This is a genomic window from Bittarella sp. HCP28S3_D9, from assembly GCF_052065655.1.
GTDB lineage: Bacteria > Bacillota > Clostridia > Oscillospirales > Ruminococcaceae > Bittarella > Bittarella massiliensis.
Genome location: NZ_JBQHTP010000001.1, coordinates 238,469 through 251,542, shown reverse-complemented (window position 1 = coordinate 251,542; position 13,074 = coordinate 238,469). Strand labels below are relative to the sequence as shown.

Annotated in this window: 11 protein-coding genes; 9 read left to right on the top strand and 2 right to left on the bottom strand. The window is 57.6% G+C overall.

Annotation, left to right across the window (positions count from 1 at the left end):
* Window positions 1-8 precede the first annotated feature (8 nt).
* From rpsD to ACTNAU_RS01080, 7 genes are all read left to right on the top strand, one after another.
* On the top strand, window positions 9-638 hold the full coding sequence (gene rpsD, locus ACTNAU_RS01110; RefSeq protein WP_021659703.1) for a 30S ribosomal protein S4: 630 nt from the start codon (window positions 9-11) through the stop codon (window positions 636-638).
* Between the two features lie 71 nt (window positions 639-709).
* On the top strand, window positions 710-1,660 hold the full coding sequence (locus tag ACTNAU_RS01105) for a DNA-directed RNA polymerase subunit alpha (RefSeq protein ID WP_441097282.1): 951 nt from the start codon (window positions 710-712) through the stop codon (window positions 1,658-1,660).
* Between the two features lie 43 nt (window positions 1,661-1,703).
* Window positions 1,704-2,039: a 50S ribosomal protein L17 gene (gene rplQ, locus ACTNAU_RS01100; protein WP_185915768.1), complete on the top strand. Its 336-nt coding sequence runs from the start codon at window positions 1,704-1,706 to the stop codon at window positions 2,037-2,039.
* An 836-nt stretch (window positions 2,040-2,875) separates the two neighbouring features.
* Complete coding sequence (locus ACTNAU_RS01095; protein ID WP_441097281.1) at window positions 2,876-4,858, top strand: hypothetical protein; 1,983 nt, start codon at window positions 2,876-2,878, stop codon at window positions 4,856-4,858.
* Window positions 4,855-5,712 carry an ABC transporter ATP-binding protein gene (locus tag ACTNAU_RS01090; RefSeq protein WP_441097280.1) on the top strand — a complete coding sequence of 286 codons (858 nt, stop codon included), beginning with the start codon at window positions 4,855-4,857 and terminating at the stop codon, window positions 5,710-5,712. The genes ACTNAU_RS01095 and ACTNAU_RS01090 overlap by 4 nt, the downstream gene beginning before the upstream one ends.
* Window positions 5,713-5,750: 38 nt before the next feature.
* The gene (locus ACTNAU_RS01085) at window positions 5,751-7,298 is read left to right on the top strand and encodes a hypothetical protein (RefSeq protein WP_441097279.1); all 1,548 of its coding nucleotides are present in this window, start codon (window positions 5,751-5,753) and stop codon (window positions 7,296-7,298) included.
* Window positions 7,299-7,369: 71 nt separating this feature from the next.
* Window positions 7,370-8,425, top strand: coding sequence for an NADH:flavin oxidoreductase (locus ACTNAU_RS01080; RefSeq protein ID WP_441097278.1), 1,056 nt, complete (start codon window positions 7,370-7,372; stop codon window positions 8,423-8,425).
* Between the two features lie 89 nt (window positions 8,426-8,514).
* Here the strand turns inward: ACTNAU_RS01080 and ACTNAU_RS01075 are convergent, their stop codons facing one another.
* Entirely contained in the window at window positions 8,515-9,249 is a 735-nt protein-coding gene (locus ACTNAU_RS01075) for a DeoR/GlpR family DNA-binding transcription regulator (protein WP_216401106.1), read from the bottom strand.
* Window positions 9,250-9,507: 258 nt separating this feature from the next.
* Between ACTNAU_RS01075 and deoD the strand changes: the two genes are divergently transcribed.
* Together deoD and ACTNAU_RS01065 are read left to right on the top strand one after the other, a co-directional pair.
* Window positions 9,508-10,224: a purine-nucleoside phosphorylase gene (deoD, locus tag ACTNAU_RS01070; RefSeq protein WP_044992692.1), complete on the top strand. Its 717-nt coding sequence runs from the start codon at window positions 9,508-9,510 to the stop codon at window positions 10,222-10,224.
* A 1,578-nt stretch (window positions 10,225-11,802) separates the two neighbouring features.
* On the top strand, window positions 11,803-11,991 hold the full coding sequence (locus tag ACTNAU_RS01065) for a hypothetical protein (protein WP_185915765.1): 189 nt from the start codon (window positions 11,803-11,805) through the stop codon (window positions 11,989-11,991).
* A gap of 64 nt (window positions 11,992-12,055) precedes the next feature.
* Here ACTNAU_RS01065 and ACTNAU_RS01060 read toward each other — a convergent pair whose 3' ends face one another.
* Window positions 12,056-12,817, bottom strand: coding sequence for a helix-turn-helix domain-containing protein (locus ACTNAU_RS01060; RefSeq protein WP_441097276.1), 762 nt, complete (start codon window positions 12,815-12,817; stop codon window positions 12,056-12,058).
* Window positions 12,818-13,074 lie beyond the last annotated feature (257 nt).

Below are 13,074 nucleotides of genomic sequence, written 5' to 3'. Positions count from 1 at the left end.
GTGTCATAATGGCTAGATATACTGGTGCGGTGTGCCGTCAGTGCCGCCGTGAAGGTCAGAAGCTGTTCCTGAAAGGGGAACGCTGCTATTCCGATAAATGCGCCATCTCCCGTCGGGCTTACGCCCCGGGCGAGCACGGCCAGAACAGCAGAAGAAAGGTGTCCGAGTACGGCCTGCAGATGCGCGAGAAGCAGAAGGCCCGCCGCTACTACGGCGTTCTGGAGAAGCAGTTCGCCGGCTACTACGAGGAGGCCGCCCGCAAAGAGGGCGTGACCGGCAGCATCCTGCTGCAGATCCTCGAGAGCCGTCTGGACAACGTGGCCTACCGCTGCGGCTTCGCCTCTTCCCGCAAAGAGGCCCGTCAGCTGGTGCTGCACAACCACTTCACCATCAACGGCAAGAAGGTCAATATCCCCTCTTACCGGGTGAAGGCCGGCGACGTCATCGCTGTGAGAGATTCCAGCAAGGACAGCGTCAAAGTCAAAGAGCTGGCGGAGGCCAACGCCTCCCGCCCGACCCCCATCTGGCTGGATGTGGACAGAGAGAACCTGAAAGCCACCGTCACAAAGCTGCCCGCCCGCGAGGACATCGACTTTGAAGTCGACGAGCAGCTGATCGTCGAGTACTACTCCAAATAAGTGAGGGTTCGGCGAGAAACGGCGATGGCCCATGGGCACATCGACACAATCTGTCTGAAGGAGGGTCATAAATGATTGAGATCGAAAAGCCGAGAATCGAGACGGAAGAACTGGCTTCTGACGGTTCTTATGGAAGATTTGTGGTAGAACCCCTCGAGCGCGGCTATGGGATCACCCTGGGCAACAGCCTGCGGCGGGTCCTGCTCTCCTCGCTGCCCGGAGTTGCCGTCACCTCTGTCAAGATCGACGGCATTCAGCACGAGTTCTCAACCATTCCCGGTGTGAAGGAAGATGTCACCGAAATCATCCTGAACATCAAAGGCCTCACTGCCAAACTGCACTGCGACGAGCCGAAAGTGGTCTACATTGAGGCCAGCGGCGAGTGCGAGGTGACTGCCGGCAGCATCCAGGCCGACAGCGAAGTGGAGATCCTGGACCCTGACATGCACATTGCATGGCTGGGCGCAGGCGCCACCCTGAGCATGGAACTGGTGCTGGAGAAGGGCCGCGGTTATGTGCCGGCTGACAAGAACAAGCAGAGCCAGCATGTGACCATCGGCGTCATCCCGGTGGACAGCATCTACACCCCGGTGTTGAAGGTCAACTACAAGGTGGAGAACACCCGCGTAGGCCAGATCACCGACTACGACAAGCTGACCCTCGAGGTCTGGACCGACGGCACCATCTCCGCCAAGGAGGCCGTCTCTCTGGGCGCCAAGGTGATCATTGAGCACCTGAACCTGTTCGTCGACCTGTCGGGCGAGGCCTACAGCGCGGAGATCATGGTGGAGAAGGACGACAAGGGCAAAGAGAAGGTCCTGGAGATGACCATCGAGGAACTGGATCTGTCCGTCCGCTCGTCCAACTGCCTGCGCCGCGCGGGGATCAACACCGTAGAGGACCTCATCAACAAGACCGAGGATGAGCTGCTGAAGGTCCGCAACCTGGGCCGCAAGTCCTTTGAAGAAGTTATCAACAAGCTGGACTCGCTGGGAGTCAGCCTGAAGGAGAGCGAGGAGTAAACCTCCCTCCTCCTTTCAAATCCCGCAAAAGGAGTGAATTTCTATGCCTAGAAAATTGGGCAGGGCAAGCGACCACAGAAAGGCGATGCTGCGTGCCATGGTCACCTATCTGCTGGAAAACGGCAAGATCGAGACCACCGTCACCCGCGCCAAAGAGGTCCGCTCGGCTGCTGAGAAGATCATCACCACCGGCAAGGAGAACACCCTTCACGCCAAGCGCCAGGTCTACTCTTACGTGACCAAAGAGGGCGTTGCCAAGAAGGTGTTCGACGAGATCGCCCCCAAGTACGCCGAGACCAAGGGCGGCTACACCCGCATCGTCAAGATCGGCCCCCGCCGCGGCGACGCCGCCGAGATGGCCATCATCGAGCTGGTCTAAGAAGCGAGCTTTTTACAGATGCGCAGTCCTGTGAGCAGGGCTTTAAAAGAGGGACAGGCAGAGATGCCGGTCCCTCTTTTTTTGTGTCTATATCAACGACAGGGAAGGGCACACTGTCAAACTATAAGATACAAATGGAATCAGCGGAGAGACTGGAGCGCTCTCTGCTATTGAAAGAGGCTCATTTCGACAAGCATGGACGCCTTTTCGCCAAATTTAAATTTTATCGAATATAGAAGGTCATTGTCGAAAAATCTACGCTTTATATGATAAAATTTAAAGAAACGAGGCGAAATGGAGAAAAATAATGCACATATTTACAAAAAATAAAAAATATGCTATTTTATAACTAAAGAAAGGCCTTCCCCCAAAAATAAACGAGAGGGTATGATGGCGAAAAAAGTGTTGGCAGGTATTGCCGCGGTTTGTTGTCTGCTTGCTGTAGCTTTACCAGTGGGCGCGCAAACGGTGACGGCAAATATCACAGGTACGGGGAAGTGTTATTCCAGCAGAACATCTTCTACGGCGACCTCTGCATCTGGGAAGCTCGAGACCTATTACAACACCGGTACAGTTAAAGGCGAAGGAGCTTATCAGAACGGTACCTATTACGTTGCTATCTCGCTTCAATGTGGCGGTGGCGATGTCCGTGAGGGCAGTGGCCGTGCCGATGGCACTAGTCGCTATTGGCGGGCGGGCGCAAGGTGGATCGACTTACGGCCACCCGGTAACCGCTGCCATGCATGTGACCATCTAGGCTTTTTCAGAATACGGGAAAAGAAAGGGGAGAGCGTTTGCTTTCCCTTTTCTTCTCTATCGGACAGGCGGGGTGTACAGTGAACCTTTTTAAGAGCAGTTGGAAAGTTTTCTGGAGAAATCCCATTACCATGGTGGCCGCCATTGCCCTGTTTGTCGTGTGCAACGGCATTGGAATCTACCTCGCTTTGCAGTTTGACCACGTCCTGGTGTTTACGAGCTGTTTGCTTCGCTGCCAGCTCATCTGGTTCATTGGCTTTGGCATTCTCGGCCAGATTTTTATCGGCAGCGCCAAAGACAAACGGCTGTGGGAGGCCCTGGGAGTGATTCACGGGGGGAGAGGAAAACAGCTGTTTTCGCAGGGGTTGGTGCTGGGCGCGATCTCCCTCATTTTATTTGTCAACCTGTTTTTGTACGCCTGCGTCATCATGGCGCGACAGGGGGATGGCAGTATTGCGGTATTTTTTCATTTCTTCAAGGTCTATCTCCTCGATGTGTGGCTTTTGTCGATGATGGGGATTGCCCTGGGCGGGGCAATTGCCGTGGCCTTTGGCAGGGGGATCGTGTCGTATGGAGTGCTGATTGGCGCATTTTTGCTCTTCAGCCCCTTGTTTCAGCAGTTTCTTGTTCAGGTCGGCTATCAAAACAGCGTTGTGCAGTACGGGTCTGTTCTGGATCTCTTTCCCTACCGAGCAGGCAGCAGTTTTGTTATTGACAATTTTTATGGCTACCCCAATGAGGCAGTTCGTTGGAACCGGATTTTGTTTTGGGTGTTTTTCTTCATTGCCGTGCTGTGCTGGTTATTAAAGGGAAAAAGAAAGACCGGGTGGGCGGTTACGGCTCTGTGCACTGTTGTTGCGGTTGGGCAGTTGGCCGGTTTTTTTCTCGGTGGAAGTCAGCACTACTGGGGATACGACTCGAGCAAAGATATATGGCTAGCAGATCAGGACTACTTTCAAAGGCGGTCGGACAAAGAGCGGCCGGGAAATGTTTCGATTGCAGCATACGACATGGAACTGTCCATCAAGCGAGAGCTGAAAGCCGCTGTCACGGTAGAGCTGGCGGACGTGCGGGAGACAGAGCTGCCCTTTACCCTTTACCACGGCTATCGACTGCGATCCATCAAGGACAATCGCGGGGAAGAGGTCCCCTTTGAGCGGGATGGAGATTACGTTTTGGTCTCTGTTGCCGCCGCCGATCCATCGGCGCTGACCTTTCTCTACGAGGGGAACGGCGCGGGGTATTACAGCAATTCCCAGGGAATCCTGCTGTTGGCCAACTTTCCGTACTACCCCATGGCCGGTTATCTGCCGATGGCTCAATTTCAAAAAAGGGCGAACGGATTGGGAGACACCTCTTTTCTGACGGCGGAAAAGGAGTTTCAAGTTGACATTGAGAGCGATGTCCACTCCCTCTTTTGCAATCTGCCGGGGGAAAACGGCCACTATGAGGGGCGGGCCAGAGGGCTCACCCTGGTCGGCGGATTGGGGAAAGCTGTGCGCCTTGGTGAAACGGAAATCTATATGCCCCTTATGAACGAGGACGAAAGTCAGAGTTGGATGAATGCGGAAGAGGCGTTCCGCCTTTCCGAAGAAGAGAGGGAGCAGCTTTGCCAAAAACTCGGCCTATCCGCTGAACAGCTGCACAGCCCCAAAATCATTGTTGGCGGCGGAAACCTGCCCGTCAGCCCCTTTATCCAATTGCCGGACCACATCTACACATCCCTAAATATGCGCGGCCTGAACCAACTTGCCCTGGAAAGCAGCCTGCCAGATTACTCCGCCAAGAAGTCCTATTCGGCGCTGGAGGTGCTCAAGGGGGAGGCCGGCAATCCGATGGTCGATGAAAAGAGAGAGGTGTTGGAGGCGTTTTTAAGCTTCTCGCTCTACGGAAAGCGGGCGGTTGTGGAGAGATTGGGACGGGAGAGCGACGGGATCGCCTATCAAATTGGCCGGTCGATCGTGGAGGACGGCGAGGCAGCCGTCCTGCAAAAGCTCTATCCATATTTAATGGACGAAGAAGATATGCGGCCTCTGCAAGAGGTGTTGGAGGTGCAGGGATGATTCGGGTAGATCACCTGGAGAAGCGCTTTGGCAAAAAAGTTGCCGTACAGGACATCACCCTGACATTGGAACAGGGGGTATACGGCCTGTTGGGCCCCAACGGGGCGGGGAAAACGACCCTGATGCGGACGATTCTGGGCCTCTACAAGCCGGACGGAGGCCAGGTGCAGTGGGACGAGGCAGATGCTCGCGGCAGTGGCTTTTCTTTCGGCTACCTGCCGCAGCAATTCATGTCCTTTGAAGAGCTCACGGTACAGGAGACGCTCGCCTATTTTGCCACCCTGAAAAAAATCCCCAAATTGGAGCGGGACGACGAGATTGCCCGCTGTCTAAAGCTCGTGAGGCTGACGGGGGAGGCAAAAAAGAAGATGGGCGCCCTTTCGGGGGGAATGATTCGGCGCATTGGGATTGCCCAGGCTCTTCTGGGCAACCCATCCGTTGTCTTTTTTGACGAGCCCACTGCCGGTCTGGACCCAGAGGAGAGAATGAACTTTAAAATGTGCATTGCGGAGATCAAAAAGCGAGCGACGGTGTTGATCTCCACGCACATTGTATCCGATGTGGAGGGAATCTGCGATCACATCCTCATCCTCAATAGCGGCCGGCTGGTGGCCGCAGGCACCAGAAAAGAGATTGAAGAGATCGCCCGTGGAAAGGTGTGGGTGGTGCCGGCGGAGGCCAGGGGGAAAAACGAAGACGGACACTGGCACCTGATCAACGTTTACGAGCAAGACGGACAGGAGTGGATGCGGGTGTTGTCCGACGAAAAATTGGTTGAAAGTGAGCCGGCGCAACCCCATGTGGAGGACGGATACTTTTGCTGTATCAAGGGGATCGGAGGGGAGAGAAAATGAGAGACCGGCTGCGGATTCTCTATTCGGGGTTTCGCAATATGGGAAAGGTGTACTGGGCCCCGTATTTGCTGCTGTTTCTTTTTCTCCCCTATATTGCCTATCAACCGGTGGCGGTGGCGCAATTCAGCGACAAATTTATTCCGCTCATTTCAAAAGACATGCTGCACTCATTTTCTGCCTACATTTCCCTGATCCCCATCTGGTATTTGACATTTTACTTTAGGGGGCAGTTTGAGCCGGGGGCGGCAGAATTGTTGCTGGCCTACCGTCGAATACCCTATGCCAAGTCATTTGACGTGCTGTTGATCTGGGGGCATGCGGTCTTTTTGCTGCTCCCCTTTACCCTTCTTTTAAAGATATGGCTGCACTTTACGGATCTGTTGCTCTATTCGCTGCAATATGCGACGATCATGTTTGTCTACTGCACGGCATTTTTTGCCATTATGACGTTTTTTCGCTCAGTCCTGTTGGCGGCGGTGGTTCCAGTCATTTTCCATCTGCTGACTTCCATTGGAGGAGAAGAAAATCTTTTGTTTCTCGGAAATCAACCTTTGGACAGCAAAATCCTGCTCACCAAATATCTGCCGCTTTTTTTCCTGTCGTTGGCGGTGGGCATTGGCGTTGCGCAGCTTGACCAAAACAGGAAAACCTTGGATCGAACAGTTGCCCCACAGGTAAAAAAGTTGAGATATGGAAAGTACAAAGCGTTCTTTTTCGCTGGGATGGCAGTGCTGGCAGTTGGCGGGGGGGTGTTAGTTTACCAGACATTCAAGCCCGATAAAACGGGGCACAAAGTCTATGAGGGCGAAGCGTTGGTTGCCTCCCTGCTAAAACATTTTCAGGCTGAAATTCCCGCGGGAACGACGCCCTATCTTTATTTTGCCGAACGGTGCGCCGCGGGACTTGCTCCTATGATGGAGAAGGACGATTCTGTTGAGAGCTCCGCCGAAGCCGGATCGGCAGATTCCTATCTCTGCTTCTACTATTTTGACCAGATGTGGCAGCGATTTGCTCCGCAGCAAGAGGCGGAAAGTCTGCTGGAACAGAATCGTCAGGTGCTGTGTGTCGGAGCGCCCAGTATTTTGGAAAAGCAACCCTATGCAGATTATACGGTTGCAAGCTACCACTGGATGTACCGACAGCGTTTCTGCAGGGAGATGGTGGAGGAGGGCTATCAGGAACAGGGCGAATACTATCAAAAAGAAATTCAAGAATTGGGCTGGGAGAGTGTAGAGGCAGATGTCCGATCCCTCCTTCAGCAATCGAACCTAGGGGATAATACACCAGCATTTTGGGAACGGGCAACACTGGATCGGGACTGGGTCTACACCCAATTGTCCCTTTCGGCAAAAGACCAGACCAAGATCCTGTCCTACGCCAGGTTGGCCTATATCCGCCATCGCGCATCAGAGTTGGGGCTGGACTGCCCTGACTACCGGGGAAAGACAATTGGAAATTTAGAGGTGCAGACCTCTGAGTTGGTCGGCGAGATCAGCCGGGCCCCCTCGCAGACACAGAAAAATGAAAAATACGATTCCCCCTATTCACACTGCGGGATATGGCCCAAAGAGTGGATGAATTTTTGACCAATTGGGCATCTGCGGGGAAGAAACTGTGCTATACTGGTCAGAGAGTACGAGAAAAAGGAGCTGTGACCATGCACCCCGTTTTTACCCCGGTGACCCTGCGGACCATGACGGTGAAAAACCGGATCGTCCGTTCCGCCACCCACGACTATGTCGGCAACGAGACCGGCTATGTGAGCGACTTGCAGGCCGACATCTGGGAGGAGCTGGCCCAGAACGACCTGGGCCTCTTCATCACCGGCCACCTCTATGTGGATGTTCTGGGCCAGGCGTCAGCCAGCCAGAACGCCCTGGACCACGACCGCTACATCCCAGCGCTGGCGAGCGCGGTCAAACGGGTGCAGCGCCACGGCTGTAAAGTGGTGGCCCAGCTCAGCCATGCCGGGGCCAAGGCCACGCCGGAGGTGCCGCTGGCCCCCTCCGCCCTCACCCTGGAGCCGGGGGCGCCGGCCCGCGCCATGACCAAAGAGGAGATCGACCAGGCGGTCGCGGCCTTTGCCGCTGCCGCAGGGCGGGCCCAGGCGGCCGGCTGCGACGGGGTACAGATCCACTGCGCCCATCTCTACCTGCTCAGCCAGTTCATCACCCCCTGCTGCAACCACCGCAGCGACGAGTACGGCGGCAGCCCGGAGAACCGCTTTCGCATCGTGGAGGAGGTATTGGCTGCCGTGCGGGCCCGCTGCGGAGAGGACTACCCGATCTTTGTCAAGATCAACAGCAATGCCCCCGAGGGGGACGAGGAGTACGCCGCCGACCTGCCCTACATGATGGAGCGGTTTGCCGCCTGGAAGGTGGAGGCGGTGGAGTTCAGCGGCTGTGATTTCTACCAGCGCAAGGGGCAGCACAACTACTACCTGGAGCGGGCCGCCCAGCTGCGAAAGGTCGCCGATCAGCCGGTGATGCTGGTGGGGGGCGTGCGCACCCTGGAGGACATGGCGGCGGTACTCGACCGGGGCATTGAGATGGTCTCCCTCTGCCGCCCCTTTATCCGCCAGGCCGACCTGATCCCCCGCCTGCAGGCAGGGGAGGGGGCCGCCTGCGTCAGCTGTGGCCAGTGCAGCAGCAAGGGCAGTAAGCCCGGTCAGGCCCGCTGTATCTTCAACCGCAAGGTTCCCGGGGCGGTTTGAAAAATGAGGCCCTGAAAAGGCAAAAAATCGCTCCCAGCCGGAAGTTCGGCTGGGAGCGATTTTCTTGTGGTGGGAGCAAAAAGAGGGTGTCAGGCCAGACGGAGGGAGACCCCCGCCTCCACCAAGTCGGCTTGCCACTGGGGGGAGAGCTGGGTGTCGGTGACGATGGTGTCCAGCTGGGAGAGGTCGCAGAAGTGGGAGGAGCGCACCTGGCCGAACTTGCCCGAGTCCGCCACCAGGATTTTTTGGGAGGAGGACTGGAGGACCGCCTCCTTCACCGCCACCTCGTAGGGGTTGGCGCAGGTGACCCCCAGGGTCTGGTGGATCCCGGCAGCTGAGAGAAAGGCCTTGTTGACCCGGATGCGGCGGATGAAGGAAACCCCTTCGGCGGACTCCAGCATCTCGGTGTTGGGATGGTAAACCCCGCCGCACATCAACAGGCGGATGCCCGGCCGGTTGCGCAGGGCGAAGAGGACGTTGGCGTTGTAGCAGAGGACGGTCAGGTCGTAGTTGGTGGGGATGTGGGGCAGGATCTTGGCGGTGGTGCTGCCGGTGTCGATGGCGATGACGTCCCGCGGCTCAATGAGGGCGGCGGCGGCCCGGCCGATCTGCTCCTTCTGGGCGTTGGCCTTTTCCAGTTCCTGCAGCAGGGAGTAGCCCCCTTCCTCCCCGTCGGAGGGGTGGCCCAGCTCCAGCTCGGCCAAATCTCGGCGCACTGTCATCTCCGATACCGCCAACCGGGAGGCCAGGGTGCGGATGGGCAGCATCCCCTGGGCGGATATCATCTGCAGCAGAAGGCTCTGCCGCTGTTCCTTTTTTGTCATAAAAACACCCCATTTGTTTCCGATCTTCTCTCAATTTATCATGTCTGCCGCGCTATGTAAATAGAAAGTGGGTCAGCTTTTTGTGTGGCTTTCACAACTCTTTGTCAAACCGTTTCCCTTTTGTTGACGATTGTATTTTACCATGTTATGTTGTAAATAACAAATGTTATATATAAAATATCATTTGTTTTCAATATGGTCACGCCGATCGGGCAGCAGCCCGCTGTGCCGGCGGCAGAACAGAGGAGGATATGAATCATGTCAACGCCACACAACACAGCTGAAAAGGGGCAGATCGCCAGCACTGTTCTCATGCCGGGGGACCCCCTGCGCGCCAAGTACATTGCGGAGACCTACCTGGACAATGTGAGCGAGTTCAACCACGTGCGGGGGATGCTGGGCTTTACCGGCACCTACCAGGGCAAGCCGGTCTCGGTGATGGGCAGCGGGATGGGGATCCCCTCCATCGGCATCTACTCCTACGAGCTGTTTCACCACTACGGGGTGGACAATATCATCCGCCTGGGCTCTTCCGGCTCCTATGTGGAGGGGCTCAACCTCTTCGACGTGGTGATGGCCACCGCCGCCTGGAGCGCCTCCACCTATGCCCTGGCGCAGAGCGGGTACGACAAGGACCTCACCTATCCCAGCACCCAGCTCAACGCCCAGCTCAAAGAGAGCGCCCAGCGCCTGGGGAAGGAGCTGGTGGAGGGGGTCGTTCACTCCAGCGACGTCTTCTACTACCATGGCGTCGACAAGGCCGCCTACATTGAAAAACTCAACCGAGAGCACGGCTGCATCTGCATCGATATGGAGAGCTTTGCCCTCTTTCACAACGCCGCCCTCAACGGCAAGAGGGCAGCGACCCTGCTGACCATCTCCGACACCCTGAAGGGGGAGAAACAGTCCATCTCCTCGGCTGACCGGGAGCTGGCCCTCACCAATATGATGGAGATCGCCCTGGGCATTCTGTAGGGGATTGCCCCCGTTAAAGCGTTGCTGAGAGCCCTTTCCCCAAATGGGGCGAGGGCTCTCGGCGCATAAAAAAGGTCGCCGTCAGGGCCCTTTGCGGGGGTGGAGGAGTCTCTGGGGGGAAAGTCCCGAGCCGGGGGAAGACAGTCGCCGGGGCCTTTTGTGGGGCTGGCTGCCCGCTCATCTGCCCCGTCGGGACGAGAGGGGGGAGGCCTGTCTCTCTTGACGAGAAATCTCCTTTGGGGGCGCGCTGTCCTCTTCTTGTGATGGAGATGAAGGAGTCCCAGAGAGAGAAGTCCTTAAGTGGGGGCAACAGCCGCCGGGACCTTTTGCGGGGCTGCTCGGTTCGCGTGCGATTGCCCGCCTATCTGCCCTGTTGAGGTGAGAGGGGGCGGGTCTGCTTCTTCCCAGCACAGGATATCCCTTTTGTGGGCACACTGCCTTCCCATGCAGCGGGAGCGGAAGAATCCCAGAGAGAGAGAAGACTCCCATTAGGGACGAAGACAGCTGCCGGAGGCTTTTGCGGGGCTGCACGCCTATCTGTCTTGCTGATGTGAGAAGAGGCGGGCCTATTTCTTCTGGTGCAAAATCCCCTTTTGAGGGCGCGCCCGTCCTCCTCTTGCAGTGTAGATGGAGGGCCTCAGAGGATGAAAAGCTCCAAGAGAGGGGAAAGTCCTGAGCGGGGGTGGAGGCCACCGCTGGGGCCTATTTGCGGGGCTGCTCGGTTCGGGTACGACTGCCCACCCATCTGTCTTGCTGGTGCGAGAAGATGCGGGCCTATTTCTTCTGGAGCAAAATTCCCTTTTGAGGGCGTGCCGTCCTCCTCTTGCAGTGGAGATGGAGGACCCTAGAGGGGTGAGAAGTTCCAAGAGAGAGGAAAGTCCCCAAGCCGAGGTAGAGGCCACCGCCGGGGCCTATTTGCGGGGCTGCTCGCTCATCTGTCTTGCTGGTGCGAGAAGAGGCGGGCCTATTTCTTCTGGTGCAAAATTCTCTTTTGAGGGCGCGACCGTCCTCCTCTTGCAGTGTAGATGGAGGGCCTCAGAGAATGAGAAGCTCCAAGAGAGGGGAAAGTCCTGAGCGGGGGTGGAGGCCACCGCTGGGGCCTATTTGCGGGGCTGCTCGGTTCGGGTACGACTGCCCACCCATCTGTCTTGCTGGTGCGAGAAGAGGCGGGCCTATTTCTTCTGGTGCAAAATCCCCTTTTGAGGGCGTGCCGTCCTCCTCTTGCAGTGTAGATAGAGGGCCTCAGAGGATGAAAAGCTCCAAGAGAGGGGAAAGTCCCCAAGCCGAGGTAGAGGACACCGCCGGGGCCTATTTGCGGGGCTGCTCGCTCATCTGTCTTGTTGGTGCGAGAAGAGGCGAGCCCACTTCTCCCCGGCACAAAATCCCATTTTTAAGGGCGCGTCGCCCTCCTATGCGGCGGGAGAAAAGGGGCCTGTGATAAATGCACATCTGCCCAGCGAGAAATGGGGGCACAGGCTGTATGCCCTTTGCCTGTCATCCCCCCTCCTCTGTTTAGCAGCGGGGGTCTTCCGCCTGCGGCGAGCGGATTTGCACACAGAGAGAAGGGAGAGAAACAGCGTGAAAAAAGGAGAAAGAGTGATGGCTCTGGCCGCCGTAGCGGCCGGGCTCTGCTGCCTGATCGGCGGGTCGCTTCTGGCATCGCCCGGGAGTTTTGCCAAGGGCTTTTGGGAGGGGGCCGGCGGCACCCTGGCCATCGTCGGTGCGGGGGCGCTGGTCTGGCAATTTTTCAGGGCGCGAGGGAAATAGTACAAAAAGGGGCAGCGCCCCGGCGGATCGTTTTCCGTCGGGGCGCTGCTTTTCTCAATAGACGCTATTCCAAAAAGAGGGCGAGAAAGTCGACGAGGGGCTTCCAGGTGTGAGGGTACTCGTCTATAATCATTCGGCGCAGCAAATCAGGGGTACAGGTCGCGCGGCAGTACGCCAAGCTTCCCCGCGCCCGTTCACCGAGGGCGATGTGGCCGGAGGCAAACCCGCCGATGGCCACCCGGTCGGCCAGGGCTGCGCCTCCCACCGCGTAGACGCCGATGGAGAGGCCGCCCAGGGAGACCACCCCCATCGCCAGTCCGCCGATGGCCAGCAGCCCTATCGCGACGCCGCCCAGGGCCACCCCGCCCAGAGCGAGCCCACCGAGGGCCAACAGCCCCAGGGAGAGCCCGCCGAGGGAGAAGAGACCCGCCGAGAGGGCACCTAAGGTGAAGAGGCCGGTGGCCAGATTGCCGATGGCCAGTATCCCCTTGGCCCGACAGAGCCCCCACCCCAGGTGGATGTGCACTAGGGGCAACCCGAAGAGGGTCCGCTTGCTCTTGTACTCCCACTGGAAGCGGCGGGGGAAGGGGCCCACATCGTCGGCCGGAGGGGGCGACGGCTGGGGCTGTTTTCCCCCCTTGACCAGTTCGTCCAGGCTGACGCCGAAGTAGTCGCTTAAGGCGACCAGATTGCCCACGTCGGGAGTGGAAGCGCCGGATTCCCACTTCTGCACCGCCTGGCGGGAGACCCCCAGGATCTCGGCCGGCTCCTCCTGGGAGAGCTGGCGGGCCCTGCGCAGGGAGTACAGCTTTTCAGATATGTCCATCGATTTCATCCACCTTGTTCATTGTTTTGCCGGGCGCTGCCGCCGCGGCTGTCTCCACCATAGGGGAAAACCCCCTCTCCTTCCACCAACTGGGGGAGACAATTTTGACAACCGCTGGTTGCAACCGCATGGCGGCGCGGTTTTTTAGGAGGAGGTCCCGCCATTTCAGTATACCCCATCTGCGCGGGGAATCAAAGGGGGGAAGGGGAGGGCCCCCCTCTTTTGGCAGGGGGAAGGATGGGCTGCCCCTTGGCGGG

Bases quoted from the DNA above. Each gene is read 5' to 3' on its own strand.
- ACTNAU_RS01085 (WP_441097279.1), top strand. From the start codon at position 5,751: ATGGGAAAGGTGTACTGGGCCCCGTATTTGCTGCTGTTTCTTTTTCTC.
- ACTNAU_RS01060 (WP_441097276.1), bottom strand. From the start codon at position 12,817: ATGGACATATCTGAAAAGCTGTACTCCCTGCGCAGGGCCCGCCAGCTC.
- ACTNAU_RS01080 (WP_441097278.1), top strand. From the start codon at position 7,370: ATGCACCCCGTTTTTACCCCGGTGACCCTGCGGACCATGACGGTGAAA.
- ACTNAU_RS01105 (WP_441097282.1), top strand. From the start codon at position 710: ATGATTGAGATCGAAAAGCCGAGAATCGAGACGGAAGAACTGGCTTCT.
- ACTNAU_RS01075 (WP_216401106.1), bottom strand. From the start codon at position 9,249: ATGACAAAAAAGGAACAGCGGCAGAGCCTTCTGCTGCAGATGATATCC.
- ACTNAU_RS01090 (WP_441097280.1), top strand. From the start codon at position 4,855: ATGATTCGGGTAGATCACCTGGAGAAGCGCTTTGGCAAAAAAGTTGCC.
- rpsD (WP_021659703.1), top strand. From the start codon at position 9: ATGGCTAGATATACTGGTGCGGTGTGCCGTCAGTGCCGCCGTGAAGGT.
- rplQ (WP_185915768.1), top strand. From the start codon at position 1,704: ATGCCTAGAAAATTGGGCAGGGCAAGCGACCACAGAAAGGCGATGCTG.
- deoD (WP_044992692.1), top strand. From the start codon at position 9,508: ATGTCAACGCCACACAACACAGCTGAAAAGGGGCAGATCGCCAGCACT.